Genomic DNA, 17,352 nt, shown 5'->3' with positions numbered 1-17,352 from the left:
TCGCATACAGCTAGCGTTTATTGAATAATTAAGTTTGTACTCCCCCAGTCTTTTCCATCGGTAGCTCGGATAATATAGTTTCCCGCTGGAAGATCAACAGTAGAAAAAACGACTTTTTCGTTTCCATCCGGATATCGTACCGATTCTATTAAAATACCTGAATAGTTATACAGATGGGCTTCTTTTATTAGAGGCATTTTTTCTGCGAAATAAGCCAATGGTTTTTCGCCCAATACTCCATTCATATCGCTAATTTTCACATTTACTTTATCCCTAGCTGGATTTGGATAAACAGAAATTTGAAAGCATGGCCCGGTTATAGAGGTTGATTTTGTAAATGGACTGCCAGCCAGGCCACATATATTGTCAACTCGAAGTCCTACTGTGCCACTATTGTTGTTCGTTATTAAGGTTATGGATGGCCCTCCCTGGCCGCTTACGTAAGTCCAGCCTGCTGGCCAAAACCAGTCATAATTAGTTGCATCTGGCAATTCATCTGTATAATAGTAAACGTATTGGTTACAGTTTGCGATATATGGTCCCATGATCGGATAATCGCTGCTGGTATAGGTTCCTGCATGAATATCTGCTAAACCCACTTCGATTGGTTGGCTATTACAAAAAGAGGAATGTGTAATCGTGGCCTTCAATGTGAAGTGTCCCTGGTTGATTTTAGTGACGGTTGCACTTGTGCCATTTGGCGTTATGGAGACAATACCTGAAGGACTGGCAGTCCATGTAATAGTAGAACCAGGAGGAGTATTAGCAACTGTATATGTTTCGGAAGAACAAACGACTTCTGGTCCAGAAACAGGCATTTTAACAATTACATTATCTAATATGTTTGGGTAATTCGAGTTAATCATGGCATGCATACGTTCAATTTGACCAGAAGTGAATACGTCTAAACAGCCCGGGTCAACATAAGACATTAAATTATCATTATCAGGGTTGTACGGCTGCCCATTCGCATCAGTAACAAGACCGTTATACAGACAACCTGACCATTTATTTGGATCTGCTGGTGTATCCCAAACGTAGTCACCACAATTATGTCCATTACTACCATTTACCAACTCCGGACATTGATCAGGGTCGCCTTCCTCACTCACAGTTCCATGGTGAGTATGATAAAGGCCTAAACAATGCCCCACTTCGTGGGTGATTACGGATGTGAGAGCCATGTATCCATCAACGACTAAGGCATTTGTCCGAATCCCCTGGGCTTTACCAGCTCCGGGCCAACCTGATGGCGGCAATAGATATATATTTATTGCGTCAGATTGATGATTAACATTTATGAGCTGAGGGAATTTTGCGGCTGGATCTGTATAAAAATCATAGTAGTAATCACTATTAACAAACGATCGCCCTTTTTCAATAAAACAGATTTCGGTGTTTGAGAAGTCATTTCGGAGAATTGAAAGGGCTGTGTTCACTTGACTGGTGGTTAAACCCCCACTTCCGTTCGTTCTGCGAACAATATGAAAATACAGACGAACAATGTGACGAGACGGAACCAAGGGTGAAATTCCTTGAATCTTGAACTGATCAGTGATTATAGCTTGCTCAGATGCTACTGTTTTACACTGCCAATCTGTTGTTTGCGAAAACGATAATGTTGTTTTAAGAACTGCAGACAAGATACTGAAGATGAGTAAAGTTTTTTTCATAACTTATATGGTTTGGTTTACAATCAAATATCTTCGCGATATCCATCGGAAGGGGGCCACTAGTAGAATGTTATTGTGAACAGTTACACCTTTTTTTGAAATCTGGGTTGGATTTTTATGCATGCTTCTTATGCACTTGCGATTAACTGCTAGGAGTCCGAAAAATAAAATAGCGAACATTTTAAATTTGCGGTTAGTTAAAAGAGAAGTAACTGGATAATGAAGTTAAAAAAATTAAATGATTGTCCGTAATACTACCTAAATGCTTATATTAGGGCATCAAAGAAGCGATTATGAATTTTATAGAGTTTGTAAAACGGTATCCTGACGAGGCGAGCTGCATTGCTCATTTTAGAGCAATAAAGGAACGTCAGGGCATCGTGTGTAAGAAATGTGGTAGCCGGGAGCATTATTGGAATACGACCTACAATTCGCACGACTGTAAACGCTGCCGTTATCGGCTAACGCTTCGTAGCGGAACGGTGATGGAAAGTTCCAAACTTCCGTTTCAATACTGGTTATATGCGATTTACCTGATGACGATGACCAAGAAGGGGATTTCGGCATTGGAACTTCAGCGCCAGCTGGGTCATAAACGGTATGAGCCCATTTGGGCCATGATGCACAAGCTGCGCTCGGTAATGGGCATTCGGGATGAGCAGTATGATTTTGAAGGGGTGGTGGAATTGGATGATGCTTTTTTCAAGACCCATTCAGAGGAGAAAGACGATGAACCTCCCAAAAGAGGCCGTGGCAGCCAGGGGCAGAGCAAAGTCGTGGTCATGGCCAAGGTGGAACCCAAAGTAGGCCGTCCCAAGAAGCATAAGAAATCATCTTCATTCCGTTACGTGAAAATGGTGGTGGTGCCTGACAGTTCAGCACTTACGGTAAATCAAGCCGTTCAGGGTGGTACCCGGGCGGTGACGACCATCAAGAGCGATGGGTGGCGCGGTTTTAACAGACTGAGCGAAATTGTCTCCAAACATGTCCGGAGAACCGTTAAGCCTGAGGAAGCCTCCAAGGTACTACCCTGGGTGCATACGATGATCAGTAATGCTAAACGTGCCCTTTTGGGCATCAACCATCAGGTGAAAGCAGACTACCTTCAGAACTACCTCGATGAGTTCTGCTATAAAGTCAACCGACGCTACTTTGGGAAAGAGTTGTTTGATCGGCTTATAGTTGCTGCTGTTGCCGATACATGGTACGGAAAGGCCAGGTATAATTGCGGATAATCATTAAAAATTAAATAGCTAAAGCAAATATTCTTGCATTACAGTCCCCCGACCAAATTCCTACTATAGGGAATTTGCCGAAATCGTTAACATTCAAAAAAGAAAATTCTATCGTTGTCAGTTACCCCCGCCGCGGATGCGGTTCTGCTCGGCTTCGCTGCCGGTATTCCTGCGGCGGGCGGGTTTAATGTCCTCCTTGCCGAAACGGTAGCTGAACGAGAGCGTGCCCATGCGGCTGTCCCAGGTGTTGCGGATACCGATATCCATGTTCTGGTAGCGGATATCGCCCCTGAAACGCCGGGTATTGAATACGTCGCTGACATTGAATTTAATGGTGCCTTTTTTATCCAGCACGGTTTTCTGGATTCCTGCTGAAACCATGTACATGGGTTGGGCAATGAGGAGGCCGTAAACAGCTTTCGAATTGTAAAATCCGCTCAGTTCCAATGAAAAGCCGTTTTTGAGCGTGAAGGTGTTCTGCGAGTTGAAATTAAAGGAAGCCAGCCCGGTATTGACAAAGTCACCAAGATATTCCCCCTTATACTGGTTGTAAAAGATGTTGAAATAGTTGTTGGACATCCACCAGCTGGTGATGGGAACGGGAGCGGTGATGCTGAGGCCGTAATTGTTCTGCGTACTCAGGTTCTCGCGCGTAACGTATGTGGTATTGGTGGAATCAATTTGCCGGGCCACTTCCGTCATTACGTCGTCGGTGTGGCTGAAATTGACGGTGGTAGTGAATTTCCCTTTAAATACATGGCTGAATTCCATTGAATGGGTCGTCTGGGGTTCCAGGTAAGGATTCCCTTCTTCATAGGTGTATGGGTCGATATAATAACGGAAAGGGTTAAGGCTTTCATAGTCGGGCCGATTGACGCGTCGGCTGTAGGACAGCTGCAGCTGGTGATTCTTGTTCAATTCTTTCCGCAGGAAAACACTGGGAAATAACTGGAAATAGTTCCTTTTAACAAGGGAATCGGTCGTGACCTGGTGCCCTTCTGTAATAGTTTGCTCGCCGCGGAGGCCTATTTGCAGGCTGAAACCCTTGAAGTCCTTGCTGAAATTCAGGTAGCCGGCATTAATGTTCTCCCGGTAGGTGAAATGATTGGTGGTGGCATGGTCAACCACCCAGTTGTTTCCTGCCAGGCTGTCGTACCGGACGTTGTTATCCGTTGTCACAAAACTGCTCTTCCAGCCGGTCTCCAGTTTGATCCCGTTCTTGAAGGGATGTACATAGTCGATCTTTCCCGCGTAAATATCGGTGAGCGAAGGGAGGGAGCCGCGCCGTACGGATGCCTGGCTGACGGTTTCACCGGCGGCATCGAAAAAATCGGTATGAAAATTCTGGTCGGAGCCATAATCCGACCGTGAATAATCCATGTCAGCGGTGAGTTCTTTTCCCGCCGAATCAAACATGTGTTTGTAATTAAAATTATAGGTGAGGTTGTTCCAGTGATTACTGGTTACATTCAGCGAACGGGAACCCGAGTGAAGGCTTTCATCCGGATGTAAGATGCTGCTAAGGGTGGGGTTATCGCTTTCCCATTCGCCAATGTTTCCGCTAAGCATTACCCCAATGGTGTTTTTTTCATCGAGATAATAGTCAACGCCGCCTTTTACGGAATGGTTATGCGAGGGCATTTTCATGTGAGCCTCCTGCAGGAAGCTGCGGTCGATAATATCGCTGCCGGAAACGAAAAAATTGCGGCTGATGTCGAGCTGGCGATCGCCCATTCGCTGACCGTAACTGTAATTGCCGAATATGTTCAGTTTTTTATTCCGGTAGTTCAGGTTAAGCCCCCCGTCGGCCCGGTATTTCTTTCCCTGGCTGAAGGAGGCGTTGGCGCTGCCGTTCACACCGGCATTCTTGTTCTTTTTCAGTACAATGTTTATAATCCCGGAGTTACCAGCCGCTTCGTATTTAGCCGAAGGGTTAGTGATGATTTCCACGCGCGCAATATTGTTCGAGGACATGCTTTGCAGCATGGTACTTACCTGCTGCTGGGAGAGATAGGTAGGTTTACCGTCTATCATGATCAGCACACCAGGCTTTCCTTTCAGGCTGATATTTCCGTCGTTATCTACCATGACGCCGGGAGCTTTTTCCAGTACTTCCAGCGCGGTATTTCCTTGCGCCAGGATGCTGTTTTCCACGTTGAGTACGGTACGGTCGAGCTTTTGTTCGATAAGGGGTTTCTGACCGGTTACCGTTACCGATTGCAGCAGGCCGGTATCCTGCTTCATGACCAGGGTGCCTGCGTTATGCGCCGGCGCTGCTCCTCCCGCCTGGAAAGGCCCGGAAAAAGCACTTTCATAACCCAGGAAACTTGCTTTTATAATGTATTTGCCCGAAGCCAGGTTTTCCAGCAGGAATATTCCCGTTGAGTCGCTGACGGTGCCGGTAACCAGGCTGGAGTCTCCGGCTTTCAGCAGGGCGATATTCACGAACGCTATTGGATTACCGGATTCGGAAGTAATTTTTCCGGTCACGGAAACCGTTCCGGTCTTACCGGACAGCCCGGGACTTGCTGCTGAACCTGTTTGCTGCGAATAGGAGGGAGTAACTGCAATAAGCAGTAAAAGGAGCAGCATACTGTTAAACAGCAGTTTTCTGAAGGGGGTTTTGGCGGTCATTCTAATTCGAAATTAAATAATAATTGTACGTTGGACGATCATTCCAGGTAAAATGTTGCAGGCTAAAAGAAGGATATCGGTAACAAATGCGATACAGGCATGGCTTCAGCCGCTGGCAGAGTTTTTGCCATTTTCTCCTGATCCGGAAATACTGCAAACTCCTTAATTATGGCTGATCCGATGAATGTCTCACAGAAATTGATCTCCTCTCATCTGCTGGATGGAAAAATGCTGCCTGGTGAGGAAATAGCGCTTAAAATAGATCAAACCCTTACCCAGGACGCGACCGGTACGATGGTGATGCTGGAACTGGAAGCCATGAATATAGACCGGGTAAAAACGGAAGTGTCTGTTCAGTATGTGGATCATAACCTGCTGCAAGCCGATTTTCGTAATGCGGACGATCATATTTTTCTTCGCTCAGCGGCCCGCAAGTTCGGGATATGGTACAGCAGGGCCGGCAACGGGGTGAGTCATCCGGTGCATATGGAACGATTCGGGATACCGGGAAAGAGTCTGGCCGGGTCTGATAGTCATACTCCGGCAGCTGGTTCCCTGGGCATGCTGGCATTGGGAGCAGGCGGGCTGGACGTAGCCTTTGCGATGGCGGGGGAGCCTTTGTACCTGAAGATGCCTTCTGTGCTGGGTGTCAGACTGACGGGCAGGCTGCCTGACTGGGTAAGCGCCAAAGACGTGATCCTGGAGATGCTGCGGCGTTATGATGTAAAGGGGTGCCGCGGAATGATCGTGGAGTACTACGGCCCGGGACTGGAAGACCTGAGCGCCATGGACCGGCATGTGATCGCGAATATGGGAACGGAGCTGGGCGCCACGACGACGGTATTCCCGTCGGATCAGGAAACCCGGAGGTTCCTGCGATCGCAGGATCGTGAAAGCGACTGGGTGGAGTTGCTGGCTGATGAAGGAGCGTCATATGACCTGGAGGACGAAATTGATCTTTCTTCCCTGGAGCCATTGATTGCCTGTCCGAGCAGCCCCGGAAAGGTCGTGCGTGTGAGGGAAGTGGAAGGATTGGATATTGCGCAGGCGGTGGTTGGTTCTTCCGCCAATCCGGGTATTCGTGATTTCTGGATAGTGGGCGAGATCCTCGGCGGGAAAACGGTTCATCCGGCTGTTTCCCTTGATGTAAACCCTACTTCCCGGCAGGTCATTCAGAACCTGATCGCCACTAAATCCTTTTTCAACCTGTTCAGCGCCGGCGCCCGGTTTCACCAGGCGGGATGCATGGGCTGCATCGGGATGGGGCAGGCCCCCGCCACCGGTAAAATAAGCCTGCGTACCGTTCCCAGGAATTTTCCGGGAAGGTCGGGTACCCTGGATGATAAGGTTTATCTCTGCAGTCCTGAAACCGCCGCCGCTTCCGCGCTTACCGGCAGGATCACCGATCCGAGGGACCTGGAGCAACGCTACGGAATTACTTATAAAAGGTACCAGCGGCCTGAAAAGGAGATTATCAATACGGAAATGTTACTTGCTCCGCCGGGCGATGGTGAACAGGTATCGCTCGAAAAAGGGCCTAATATTAAAACCTTCCCGAAATTCGACGAACTGCCGCGTGAGGCAGAAGTTCCCGTGCTGTTGAAAATGGGCGACAACATTTCCACAGATGAGATCATGAAAGCAGGAGTAAAGGTCCTGGCGTTAAGAAGCAATATTCCCGAGATCAGCCGCTGGGCCTATACGGGGATTGACGAAACGTTTTATGAGCGCGCCCTCGAGGCCAGGGAACGTTTCGGCGGGCATATCGTGGTGGCCGCTGAAAATTACGCCCAGGGTTCCAGCCGGGAACATGCAGCTATTGCTCCCCGGTATTTGGGACAGGTAGCCGTCATGGCGAAAAGTTACGCCCGGTTGGGCTGGCAGAACCTGGTGAATTTCGGCATTATGCCTTTTGAATTTGTGCATCCCGCGGATTACGATACGATTGAGGAAGGAGATATCATCCGGCTTGAAAATATAAGCGGGAACCTTCAAAATAAGCGAAACCAGGTGGCTCATAATCATACCAAAGGGCTTCAATACGAGCTAACGAACCGCCTGAGCGACCGCCAGGTACGCGTAGTGATCGCCGGAGGGGTGATCAATTATTTCAGCATGCCTTCTGAAGACCCCAAAACTTCGGGAACCACCTCGGAATCCTAGTGCGGGAAGTTGAGGCCTAACACAGCGTCAGTACCTTTTCCTTTTTGACGCGATAGTAGTAATTAGTGGGAAGAAACGAATTTTAAACCGATAATGGAGGCAATAAGGGTACTGATGAAGAACAAGCGCCAGAAAGTAGCGGGTTCTCTGAATACGAAGATCCCCACTAACACGGTACCAACCGCGCCTACTCCGGTCCATACGGCGTAAGCCGTACCAATAGGCAGATTTTGGGTGGCCCTGTAAAGCAGGAACATACTCATGGAAAGAGAAGCAAAAAAACCCAGCGTCCAAAGAGTGAGCGCGCCGCCGGCGGCTTCTTTCATTTTTCCAAGGCAAAAGGTAAAGCCAACCTCGAAAAGACCGGCAATCAATAGAATTATCCAGTTCATGGGACAAAGTTAGGTGTTACACTATTATTTTGGTAGCATAAATAATTATATTGCCGGGGACATTGCGGGAATGAGTAAAACAGATTTCGATGCCGTCATTGCAGGCGCCGGCCCAAATGGCCTGGCGGCTGCTATTGTCCTGCAGCAGGCCGGCCTGTCGGTACTTCTGCTGGAAGCCAGAAATACCGTTGGCGGGGGGATGCGTACCGAAGAGCTTACTTTGCCCGGCTTTTTGCATGACGTCTGTTCCGCGGTTCATCCACTTGCGGCAATTTCGCCTTTTTTTAAAACACTTCCACTTGAGCAACATGGCTTAAAATTCATTTATCCTGAAACAGCGGCCGCTCATCCTTTTGACGATGGGAGCGCCGCATTTTTACACCGTCATCCGGGCCAGACAGCCGCGCAATTCGGAACAGACGCGAAAACTTACCTGCACCTGACAGGATCGCTGCTCAGGGACTGGTCCTTTATTGAGAATGCCCTGCTGGGACCGCTTCGTTTCCCGGGGCATCCTTTAAAAATGGCCCGCTTCGGCCTGAAAGGGATTCAGCCGGCTGCCCGGATCGCAGGAAATTTTTCTTCTCTGAAAGCGAAAGGTTTTTGGGCGGGAATGGCGGCTCATTCCATGCAGCCTTTGCACCATTCCCTTACTTCTGCCATAGGCCTGGTATTAATAGCTGCGGGGCATCTTAGCGGCTGGCCGGTTGCCAGGGGGGGCTCCGGTGCGATAGCCTCGGCACTCGCTGCTTATTTTGTGTCTCTCGGCGGTAAAATTGAAACGGGCTTCCAGGTGGAGAAGCTTTCGGAGCTGCCATCTTCCCGGGCCGTGCTGCTGGATGTAGGCCCGCAGCAGCTGCTGCGGATAGCAGGCCACCGGTTTTCTTCTTTCTATAAATGGCAGCTGGAGAAATACCGTTACGGCCCCGGGGTATTCAAAATTGACTGGGCGCTGGATGCGCCTGTTCCTTTTAAGGCACAGGGCTGCGACAGGGCGGGCACCCTTCATTTAGGAAATTCTTTTGAAGAGATTTCAGCTGCCGAAGACCTGGCCCGGAAAGGGAAACACGCCGAAAAGCCTTTTGTGCTGCTGGCCCAGCAAAGCCTGTTTGATGCTTCCCGGGCGCCGGAAGGGAAACATACGGCCTGGGCGTATTGTCATGTGCCGAACGGGTCGGATAAAGATATGACCCAGGCGATTGAACAACAGGTAGAACGGTTCGCGCCAGGTTTCAGGGAAAGGATCCTGGCCAGGCACGTAATGAACGCGGCCGCTATGGAAGGCTACAACGCTAATTATATTGGAGGAGATATTAACGGAGGCGCTGTCCTGCCCGGGCAATTGTTCACCCGGCCTGCGCTACGTTATTCGCCCTACAGAACTTCTGCCAAAGGCATTTATATTTGTTCTTCTTCCACGCCTCCGGGCGGCGGGGTGCATGGTATGTGTGGTTTCCATGCCGCATCCCGGGCATTGAAAGATATTTTTAAAATAAATAACAAACCATAGAATGAATACTAAATTTAAGCTATCCGAAGACTGGGCTACTGTTGTCATCGCCTTTGCGAGCATCTTCGTGGTACTGGCAGGATTGCGTCCTGCATTTCCGAAACTTTCCTGGGGCAGCGGGAATGAACTTGCGGCCCTTTTCAGCGCCGGATCCCTGTGGCTGATCCTGGCCGGGCTATTTGTATGGATCCTTTTCAGCTACCTGCTTGGCCGCGTACTCATGGGACAGTCTTTGCAGTTTGTCAAAAGCCTGAAGGGAATGCTTTTTATTTTTCTTATCACGCTGCTGGCCCAGCTTATCACGGGAAACAACGTAGTTTCCGATCTGGGACTGGAAGTGGTCTTATTCAGCTTGTTGCTGGGTCTGTTTATTTCGAATGTACTTAGTGTGCCCACCTGGGCGAAACCCGCGCTTCAGTCGGAATATTATATCAAAACCGGGCTGGTGCTGCTGGGTTGCCGCATCATTTTCGGTGATATCGTGGAGGCCGGTTCATTAGGATTACTGCAATCGGTTGTGGTCGTATTTGCCGTCTGGTATTCCGCTTATTTCATTTGCAGGAAGTTCGGCCTGGACGATGATTTGCGGATGATGGTTTCCAGCGCAGTTTCTATTTGCGGCGTATCCGCTGCTATTGCGACTTCCGGAGCCATAGAAGGGGATAGCAAGAAATTATCTTACGTCATCTCCCTCGTGCTGGTGGTAGCGATTCCCATGATGTTGTTCATGCCTTATATTGCCATGTGGCTTGACCTGCCGGTTGCCGTAGCCGGCGCCTGGATGGGCGGCACTATTGATACAACGGGAGCGGTAGTAGCGGCGGGTACGCTGCTGGGAGAAGAGGCGGTAAAATATGCGACAGTAGTTAAGTTCTCCCAAAATGTATTGCTCGGAATTGCGGCCTTTGCCATTTCCCTTTACTGGACGTACAGTAATAAGGACAGCACGGTGGAAAAGCCTACTTTGAAAACGATCTGGGAGCGTTTCCCCAAGTTTGTACTCGGTTTTGTCCTGGCTTCGCTGCTTTTCTCGTTCGTGCTGTCAGCGGAAACGGTGAAGTTAGCCAGCGGTTCTATTAAAGGTATTCAAACCGTCTGGTTTGGCCTGGCCTTCACGTGTATTGGCCTGGAAACACGTTTCGCCGAAATATTTAAAATGGATAACGGCCGCCCTGCGCTGGCCTTTATTACGGCCCAGCTGCTGAATATCCTGATCACGCTGGCTGTAGCTTATCTAATATTTTCCTAAAGCAAGGCCCGGAGGGAATGAAGTGATCAAGAAAGTTTGTTTATTCCTGGCCCTTGCGGGCAGTTTCCTGGCGGCCTGCAAGGACTCCTCTAAAAAGGATCCAAAGGCTATCGGATTGCTTGAAGGCCGGAAAGTGGATTATATCAGGAAAATACCGGGAAAAAATGATTCCATCCCGGAAGAAGTTGTTCGGAAAGGCGAAGTACTCATGGGGTATTCGGACTGTTATACTTGTCACCGGGATGATGAAAAGGCCCGCGGGCCGGCCATCCGCGACATCGCCGCCAGGTATCCCCTGAACCAGGTATATATTAAAATGCTGGCTTCCAAAGTGATCAATGGCGGAAGCGGAGCATGGGGCTATGCGGTCATGATCCCGCATCCGGGTCTTTCGGAAGGAGACGCAGAAGCAATGGTTACCTATATTCTGTCTCTGGATACAAGGCCATAACAGCGATTAAACCTTTTGGGTTTAATTTTTTTTTGCGAATTCGCGGCGCTTTGGATAGCTTTGTTATTATGTCTACTCATGAATTACAACTACACAAGGTTTTTGGGCGCGTTTTCGGGGAAAACGATGCCCAAATGGTCGTAAAGGGAATTAAAAATACAGTGAAAGACGAACTGAAGCAGCATCTTGCCCTTCTTACCACGAAGCAGGATACGTTTATCGTTAAAGATGACCTTCGCAAGGAGATCGCTGACGTGAAAGATGACCTTCGTAAGGAAATCGCTGACGTTAAAGTTGAGCTTCGTAAGGAAATCGCCGGCGTGAAGGATGAGCTTCGTAAGGAAATCGCCGGCGTGAAGGATGAGCTGCAAAAGCAGATCTTTGGGATAAAAGAAAGTTTTCAAAAGGAGCTTTCCAATGGGAAAGTGGACCTGATGAAATTTATGCTTGCCCAGACGGTGGTGATTATCGGAGTTGTCGTTACGCTTATAAAGATTTTGTGATTTTCAGCTCCTGCCTGCGGAAGAATTTCCGGTTAGCGGCTTTTTCCGGCGATAGCTCCCTGATGGCGGCGGCGGCCTCAATAGGAAGGTCTGATTCTATTACGTCGGTTCCGTCCTGGATGATCTCACGGTAAGCGCTTGCACGGGCCGCGGAATCCGGGAGCTTGTCATAGGACGGCGCGGCGGAGATCATACACTTGACGCCTCTGGCATGAAGCAGTTTCAGCATTTTATGTGCTTCGGGACTATTTTTGGGGCCAATATATGCCATTATATTTTTCCAGGGGATTCCCGTCTTTTCGTAAGCTTCCAGTTCTTCGGGAGTGCGGATAAAGGCGGAAAACATCCTTTTAGGATTGCGTTTGTAATAATAAAGCGCTTGTTCGGCGGAATGAACGGTACACATGACATTTGCCGTGGCCTTGTGTGCTTCCAGGATATCAGCGGTCATTTCCAGGGGGACATCTTTTTTGTCAAGGTTGATGATCGTTTTTCCCTTGCTCCATTCGATCACTTCCGCCAGGGTAGGTATTCGGAACTCTGTCAGGTTACCGTGCTTGTCCTTTAACCGGAGTTTTTTCAGTTCTTCCCAGGTATAGTCGGAGACCTTTCCTGTGCCATTAGTCGTTCGCTCGAGTGTGGCGTCGTGCATAAGGATGATCACGCTGTCTTTTGTAAGCCGGGGATCAATTTCGAAAAATGCAGGCGTATGCCGCAAAGTATTTTCAAAGCTGGGTATACAGTTTTCCGGGTAACCTTCAGTCATGCCTCCGCGGTGCCCGCTGATAAGAGGAATGTCATTCCCGGTGTACTGAAAGAATTTATGCAGCTGACGGGCATTGCTAACGTCGATCGCGTGGATCGCCTGAGACTGGGCGATGCTTTCCTTTCCGGCGGCAGCTGCCAGGAAGGCGGCGAAGAGCATTGTCAGAAAACGACAAAGGAATGTTTGTTTAAATGTAGCTGGCATAAAATGATTATTAAGGGGTTAACGACTATTCAGCATTTTAAGGGTAAGCTCAGCATGTTCATCCAGGCTGAAAAGGGTGACGGTGGAATTTTCCTGTACCAGGCGGCGGTAATCCTTCAGATGCATACCCAGCTTCCAGGCCAGGTACAAGCGGTTGATCCCGTTGTGTCCCACTACCAGGATATTTTTGTCCGGAGCCGGCTCTGAACCGGCGGCTTCTTCCAAGCCGAAGCAATGCCGTTTTAACGCTTCAGTGAAAAAAGCGTCCACCCGGCGGATCACGTCAAGGGCGGTCTCCCCGGTTCCGCCTGCGCGGGTAAGGGAAGGGTCATCGCACCAGCTATTCCAAAGCGCAGCGTTTTCCAGGATAAATTCCGCCCGGGTTTTTCCTTCCCAGCTTCCGAAATCTACTTCGATAAGGCGTTCATCGGTTTCCACCGGCTTTCCGCCCCCGGCAATTGTGGCAGTATGGTGCGCTCTTTCGAGCGGGGACGCGTATACTTTCTCAAATTCAATCCCTTCCAAAAGCGCGCGTGCGCGGCCTGCCTGTTCAATGCCCAGGGGAGTGAGCGGGATATCGGTACGGCCGCAATATTTATTGCCGTCCGCATTCCAGCCGGTTTGCCCGTGCCGCAATAAATAAACGTTAAGCATGTCCCTTTTCCTTATCCATGAATCCTTTTTCCTGCATCAATCGTATGAACGCGCTATAGTATCTTTCATATGGCGCCGCCAGTTCCGGAACGGGCAGGATCTTCCTGCTGACCTTTGTCATCGAGCGCGCCGCCTGGCCCAGGGAACCGAAATGGGTTCGGGAAGCGGCAAGAATGGCGGCGCCCATGGCTCCGCTCACTTCTTTCATCAGGTAAACAGGCTTGTTCAGTACATTACTCCGGATGGTCAGCCAGGTAAGGCTGCTGCTTCCGCCGCCGGCCGAATATACGGCTTTCACTTTTTCGCCGCTAAGCATTTCTACCAGTTCAAAGGCATATCTTTCCACATAAGCTACCCCTTCCAGGTTGGCAAGGAAAGCAGCAGGCAATGAAAGCCCTTCCGGGCTAAAGCCTCTTGCGTGCGGGGCGATAAAAGGGAAGCGTTCTCCTTCCTGCCGGAGAGGATAGGCCAATTGTCCGCCGGGCAATAGCTTTGCCGCCTGTTTGTCCAAAACCTGCAAGTCCTGTATTTTGCTGAATTCTCCCACCCAATCCGCGCCTGTATTGCTGGCCCCGCCTGGCATCCAGTAACCTTCCGGGTGGCGATGACTATAAAAACGGTCTTCCGGATCATTTAGCGCGTCCCGGGTTACGCCCTTCACGACAAGCGTAGTGCCAATGGTCGTATTCCAGGTTCCTGGTTCTACCGCCCCGGAGGCAACCTGGGACGCACAGCCGTCGGTCATGCCGGCCACTACCCGGATGCCTTCTCTCAATCCCAGTTCCCGGGCCAGGACAGGGTCCATTGTGCCAATGGGCGTACCGGAAGGAACTATTTCCGGGAACCATTCCCTTTTAAGAGAAAGCTGCTCATGCAGGTAAGCCGGCCATTGCTCCTTTTGCAGATCGAACCCTGATTTCAGGGCGTTTGTAAAATCGCTTATTCCCCAGGTGTTGCTGATCCGTCCGGTGATGTAATCCGCCGCATGAGCCCAGCGGCCAATCCGGGCGGCCTTTTCGGGAAAGGTCTGCGCAAACCAAAGTATTTTAGGTAAGCCGCAGGAACTGTTAAATCCGGTAAAACCTTCCGGATAAAAGCGCTGCGCGGTTTGCCGGCAGCACAGTGCTTCTTTTTCCGAACGCTTGTCGCTGTACATCAATGCGTTGTGAAGGGGAATGTTTGCTTTGTCGAGCGGGATCACAGTGCCTGAAGTTGAAGTGACCGAAAGGGCTTTGACGGCGGAAAGGTCAATGCCGCGTCTAACATCCCCGACAAGTTTCAGGAGCGTAAAAAGGCAAGCGTTCCACCAGGCTTCCGGTGATTGTTCTTCCCGCGACGCGTCACTGAGCGGGAAAGGTTCTTCGCTTCCTGCAAGAACATTGCCTTTTTCGTCTGCCAGTATGCAGCGCGCCCCTTGTGTGCCGATGTCTATCCCTATAAAATAAGCGGTTGCACTATCCATTCCGGTAGGCCTGTTTAAAGGTATCGCGGGTTCGTTTCCATTCCACGTAAAGTTCGTTGTAGTATGCCTGCTGTTGAGGCTTAATGGTCTCCGTAGTTTTTGGCGGGTATTCCGTTTCTCCCAGGGCCTGGCTGCAGGTGAATACACCTCCCACTACCGAAGACTGCCGGTAGCTGTCCCTGATCCTGATCTCCTTATTAAGCAGGCTGGCAATAAACTGGCGAAGAGTACGGCTTTGAACGCCTCCCCCGCAAGCCCAGATATGGTCTTGCTGGTGCCCGTGTACGTCACAAAGAATGGAATAGTTTTCCCGGATGCTGCAGGCAATATCCCAAAGGGTAGCGAACACGAAGCTGCTCCTTGTGAGCCGGTGCGAAACGGGAGCGTCAAAGATGAACCCCCCCGTGTAAGGGGCGCCTTTTCGCTGGCAACGAGCGAACCCAGCGAGGCAACACATTGAGAATGATCGGTTTCCGCCAGCTCCGTTTCAATAACATCATAGCCTTCATTCGGATAGAAGATCTCTTTTAGCCGCTGGTAATTCAAACCGGTGACCCCGGCATTGGCTTCAAGTATAAATTCTTTTTCCGAAGTATGACGATTGGTCCAGGTTCTTTCCCCGGTGTCGGTCACGTAATTGCCGGTCACTTTGACAATAGGAGTAGTGGTGCCTGATACGATGATCACGTCATCAACCGAGGGCCCGGTACTTCGCACGGCGAGTTGGGTATCGGCCCCTCCCACGATTACCAGCGCATCGGTTGAAATACCCAATTCGCCGGCCCGTTCCGGCAATACGCTTCCCAGGATGCTGCCCGAAGGCCGAAGCTCCGGGAGTATTGCGGGGGAAAGATCGAACAAACTGCACAATTCGTCTGACCAGGTGCCCCTTTCCACATCATAAAGCAGGGTTTCGGAGGCCTGGGAATGCTCGTAGTGAATGACCCCGCTTAGCCGGAACTGCACCCAGTCGCTAATGCTCATGAAGGTGGAGAACCGGTCCCATATCTCCGGCCTGCGATGATGGATTCCGGTCATTTTAAGCGCCGAAAAAAGGGATGTGGGATACCGCCCGGTTAATTGATAAACGCGGCTTTTATCCGGGATCATACCTTCCCACTCGCGGCCGCGGTGATCAATATTGGGCAGCCCGATGAGATGTTCTCCATGCCGGCCGGTCAGCACAATGCCTTCCCGCTGACTGGTGGCCGTAACGGCACGTACGGAAATACCGGGAACTTTTGCCAATACCTTACCGCTGAGCTTTAGAATTTGTTCCCAGAGCTGCTGCGGATCAAAGTAAATCGCTTCGGGATAATTCGGATCCTTTTCGTACTGTACGTTTTCCCGTTCAATACCCAGTATGGTCCCGTCGGGGCCGGCAATGGCTACCCGGAGGTTTCCGGTTCCGGTGTCAATTACCATGCAGGCTGCTTTCGTATTCATTGGCTTAACCCGGTTTTAGCGCTAAATATAGCAAGAAGCTGTTTATTCAGAATGTTTACATGATGATCCTCCACTTCGTGGGTGGCGCCGGCTATATGGGGAGTAGCCAGTACGCGGGGATGACGAATGATCCGGTAGTCGATCTCATCAGGGGGTTCGTGATCAAAAACATCCAGTACGGCTCCCCGGATACGCCCGTTTTCCAGCGCATCCAGCAGCGCCTCCCGCTGAACTACCACCGCCCTGGCGGTATTTACAAAGATGGCGCCCGGCCGCATCCTGTTTATCAGATCCGCGCCGATCATCCCCCGGGTCTCACTTGTTACGGGAAGATGAACTGATACAATATCGCTTCCGGAAAACACCTCCTCCAGGCTTAGCTTTTGAAAGGCCGGATCGAAGGTTGTTACAAAAGGGTCGTAAAACCGGATAGGACAGGGAAATCCGCTGACCAGCCTGGCGATAAGCTGCCCGATGGCCCCAAATCCTACCATTCCGATCGTTTTTCCCGCCAGTTCGTTTCCTTTGAATTCCAGGTAGGAGGTATGCGCCCCTTCTTCCCAGTTTCCTCCGGTGAGCCAGGCATGAGCGGGCAATGTATTTCTTATCAGGGTAATCACATTGGCAAGGAACATTTCCGCTACCGCCTGGGCATTGCGTGCGGGGGTATGAAATACCGGGATGTTTTTTTCCGCCGCCGTTTCCAGGGAAACGTTCGAAGGCGTCCCGCGGCATACGCCGATGAATTTCAGCTCAGGAAAATGCCCGATAACATTCCGCGTTACATGATCATGCTCAGTAATCAATGCTTCTGCTGCCGTATCTTTCAGCAGCGAAAGTAATTCCTCCTCATTATAAGCTCTTCCGTGAGGTTTCCAGGGTTTGTATATTACCTCCCCTAACGCGTTTTCCAATTCTTTCAAGCCGTTTTCATTGTACGGCGCGGTAACCAGTATTCTCATTCTTTCTCCTTTACCAGACGATGATTTTTTTTCTATGCTAATTGCCCT

General features: G+C 50.1%; 14 protein-coding genes and 2 pseudogenes. 6 read left to right on the top strand and 10 right to left on the bottom strand.

What is annotated here, in order from left to right:
• Window positions 1-17: 17 nt before the first annotated feature.
• Window positions 18-1,673 carry a M43 family zinc metalloprotease gene (locus FRZ59_RS16430; RefSeq protein ID WP_132130811.1) on the bottom strand — a complete coding sequence of 552 codons (1,656 nt, stop codon included), beginning with the start codon at window positions 1,671-1,673 and terminating at the stop codon, window positions 18-20.
• Window positions 1,674-1,966: 293 nt separating this feature from the next.
• On the opposite strand from FRZ59_RS16430, the gene FRZ59_RS16425 reads away from it, so the two are divergent.
• Window positions 1,967-2,908: an IS1595 family transposase gene (locus FRZ59_RS16425; protein ID WP_132130833.1), complete on the top strand. Its 942-nt coding sequence runs from the start codon at window positions 1,967-1,969 to the stop codon at window positions 2,906-2,908.
• A gap of 117 nt (window positions 2,909-3,025) precedes the next feature.
• Here the strand turns inward: FRZ59_RS16425 and FRZ59_RS16420 are convergent, their stop codons facing one another.
• On the bottom strand, window positions 3,026-5,542 hold the full coding sequence (locus FRZ59_RS16420; RefSeq protein ID WP_132129789.1) for a TonB-dependent receptor: 2,517 nt from the start codon (window positions 5,540-5,542) through the stop codon (window positions 3,026-3,028).
• Window positions 5,543-5,710: 168 nt separating this feature from the next.
• Between FRZ59_RS16420 and FRZ59_RS16415 the strand changes: the two genes are divergently transcribed.
• A complete protein-coding gene (locus tag FRZ59_RS16415; protein ID WP_132129790.1) occupies window positions 5,711-7,705 on the top strand; it encodes an aconitate hydratase in 1,995 nt (664 codons plus the stop codon).
• A gap of 62 nt (window positions 7,706-7,767) precedes the next feature.
• On the opposite strand, the gene FRZ59_RS16410 is transcribed toward FRZ59_RS16415, so the two are convergent.
• Window positions 7,768-8,097, bottom strand: coding sequence for a DMT family transporter (locus tag FRZ59_RS16410; protein WP_132129791.1), 330 nt, complete (start codon window positions 8,095-8,097; stop codon window positions 7,768-7,770).
• 70 nt (window positions 8,098-8,167) lie between these two features.
• Between FRZ59_RS16410 and FRZ59_RS16405 the strand changes: the two genes are divergently transcribed.
• The 4 genes from FRZ59_RS16405 (at window position 8,168) to FRZ59_RS16390 (ending at window position 11,810) form a co-directional block, all read left to right on the top strand.
• A complete protein-coding gene (locus FRZ59_RS16405; protein ID WP_132129792.1) occupies window positions 8,168-9,607 on the top strand; it encodes a phytoene desaturase family protein in 1,440 nt (479 codons plus the stop codon).
• 1 nt (window position 9,608) lies between these two features.
• Window positions 9,609-10,856, top strand: a complete 1,248-nt coding sequence (locus tag FRZ59_RS16400; protein WP_132129793.1) for a YeiH family protein — start codon at window positions 9,609-9,611, stop codon at window positions 10,854-10,856.
• Window positions 10,857-10,878: 22 nt separating this feature from the next.
• Window positions 10,879-11,307 carry a c-type cytochrome gene (locus FRZ59_RS16395; protein ID WP_207910313.1) on the top strand — a complete coding sequence of 143 codons (429 nt, stop codon included), beginning with the start codon at window positions 10,879-10,881 and terminating at the stop codon, window positions 11,305-11,307.
• Between the two features lie 68 nt (window positions 11,308-11,375).
• A complete protein-coding gene (locus FRZ59_RS16390; protein WP_132129794.1) occupies window positions 11,376-11,810 on the top strand; it encodes a hypothetical protein in 435 nt (144 codons plus the stop codon).
• Here the strand turns inward: FRZ59_RS16390 and FRZ59_RS16385 are convergent.
• The 7 genes and pseudogenes from FRZ59_RS16385 to FRZ59_RS16365 form a co-directional block, all read right to left on the bottom strand.
• Window positions 11,794-12,780, bottom strand: a complete 987-nt coding sequence (locus tag FRZ59_RS16385) for a glycerophosphodiester phosphodiesterase family protein (protein ID WP_225975093.1) — start codon at window positions 12,778-12,780, stop codon at window positions 11,794-11,796. The two genes, FRZ59_RS16390 and FRZ59_RS16385, sit on opposite strands and share 17 nt — an antisense overlap.
• Window positions 12,781-12,798: 18 nt before the next feature.
• A complete protein-coding gene (locus FRZ59_RS16380; protein ID WP_132129795.1) occupies window positions 12,799-13,434 on the bottom strand; it encodes a histidine phosphatase family protein in 636 nt (211 codons plus the stop codon).
• Window positions 13,427-14,896, bottom strand: a complete 1,470-nt coding sequence (locus tag FRZ59_RS16375; RefSeq protein ID WP_132129796.1) for an FGGY-family carbohydrate kinase — start codon at window positions 14,894-14,896, stop codon at window positions 13,427-13,429. Before FRZ59_RS16375 ends, FRZ59_RS16380 begins: the two co-directional genes overlap by 8 nt.
• Window positions 14,889-15,050: a hypothetical protein gene (locus FRZ59_RS19555; protein WP_262713197.1), complete on the bottom strand. Its 162-nt coding sequence runs from the start codon at window positions 15,048-15,050 to the stop codon at window positions 14,889-14,891. Before FRZ59_RS19555 ends, FRZ59_RS16375 begins: the two co-directional genes overlap by 8 nt.
• Before the next feature lie 39 nt (window positions 15,051-15,089).
• Window positions 15,090-15,353, bottom strand: a pseudogene (locus FRZ59_RS19550) (FGGY-family carbohydrate kinase); the annotation flags it as partial.
• 317 nt (window positions 15,354-15,670) lie between these two features.
• A pseudogene (locus FRZ59_RS19205) lies at window positions 15,671-16,321 on the bottom strand (FGGY family carbohydrate kinase); the annotation flags it as partial.
• A 17-nt stretch (window positions 16,322-16,338) separates the two neighbouring features.
• Window positions 16,339-17,304 (bottom strand): 2-hydroxyacid dehydrogenase, encoded by a 966-nt coding sequence (locus FRZ59_RS16365; RefSeq protein ID WP_132129798.1) that lies wholly within the window; start codon window positions 17,302-17,304, stop codon window positions 16,339-16,341.
• Between the last annotated feature and the right edge of the window lie 48 nt (window positions 17,305-17,352).

The sequence above is a fragment of the Anseongella ginsenosidimutans genome (assembly GCF_008033235.1).
In the GTDB taxonomy this organism is placed as follows: Bacteria; Bacteroidota; Bacteroidia; order Sphingobacteriales; family Sphingobacteriaceae; genus Anseongella; species Anseongella ginsenosidimutans.
Note: the sequence above shows the minus strand (reverse complement) of the source record. Positions and strands in the feature narration are given on the sequence as shown.

What these genes read in the sequence shown, in the direction of transcription:
- FRZ59_RS16430 (WP_132130811.1), bottom strand. Translation starts at nt 1,673, where the DNA reads ATGAAAAAAACTTTACTCATCTTCAGTATCTTGTCTGCAGTTCTTAAA.
- FRZ59_RS16425 (WP_132130833.1), top strand. Translation starts at nt 1,967, where the DNA reads ATGAATTTTATAGAGTTTGTAAAACGGTATCCTGACGAGGCGAGCTGC.
- FRZ59_RS16420 (WP_132129789.1), bottom strand. Translation starts at nt 5,542, where the DNA reads ATGACCGCCAAAACCCCCTTCAGAAAACTGCTGTTTAACAGTATGCTG.
- FRZ59_RS16415 (WP_132129790.1), top strand. Translation starts at nt 5,711, where the DNA reads ATGGCTGATCCGATGAATGTCTCACAGAAATTGATCTCCTCTCATCTG.
- FRZ59_RS16410 (WP_132129791.1), bottom strand. Translation starts at nt 8,097, where the DNA reads ATGAACTGGATAATTCTATTGATTGCCGGTCTTTTCGAGGTTGGCTTT.
- FRZ59_RS16405 (WP_132129792.1), top strand. Translation starts at nt 8,168, where the DNA reads ATGAGTAAAACAGATTTCGATGCCGTCATTGCAGGCGCCGGCCCAAAT.
- FRZ59_RS16400 (WP_132129793.1), top strand. Translation starts at nt 9,609, where the DNA reads ATGAATACTAAATTTAAGCTATCCGAAGACTGGGCTACTGTTGTCATC.
- FRZ59_RS16390 (WP_132129794.1), top strand. Translation starts at nt 11,376, where the DNA reads ATGTCTACTCATGAATTACAACTACACAAGGTTTTTGGGCGCGTTTTC.
- FRZ59_RS16385 (WP_225975093.1), bottom strand. Translation starts at nt 12,780, where the DNA reads ATGCCAGCTACATTTAAACAAACATTCCTTTGTCGTTTTCTGACAATG.
- FRZ59_RS16380 (WP_132129795.1), bottom strand. Translation starts at nt 13,434, where the DNA reads ATGCTTAACGTTTATTTATTGCGGCACGGGCAAACCGGCTGGAATGCG.
- FRZ59_RS16375 (WP_132129796.1), bottom strand. Translation starts at nt 14,896, where the DNA reads ATGGATAGTGCAACCGCTTATTTTATAGGGATAGACATCGGCACACAA.
- FRZ59_RS16365 (WP_132129798.1), bottom strand. Translation starts at nt 17,304, where the DNA reads ATGAGAATACTGGTTACCGCGCCGTACAATGAAAACGGCTTGAAAGAA.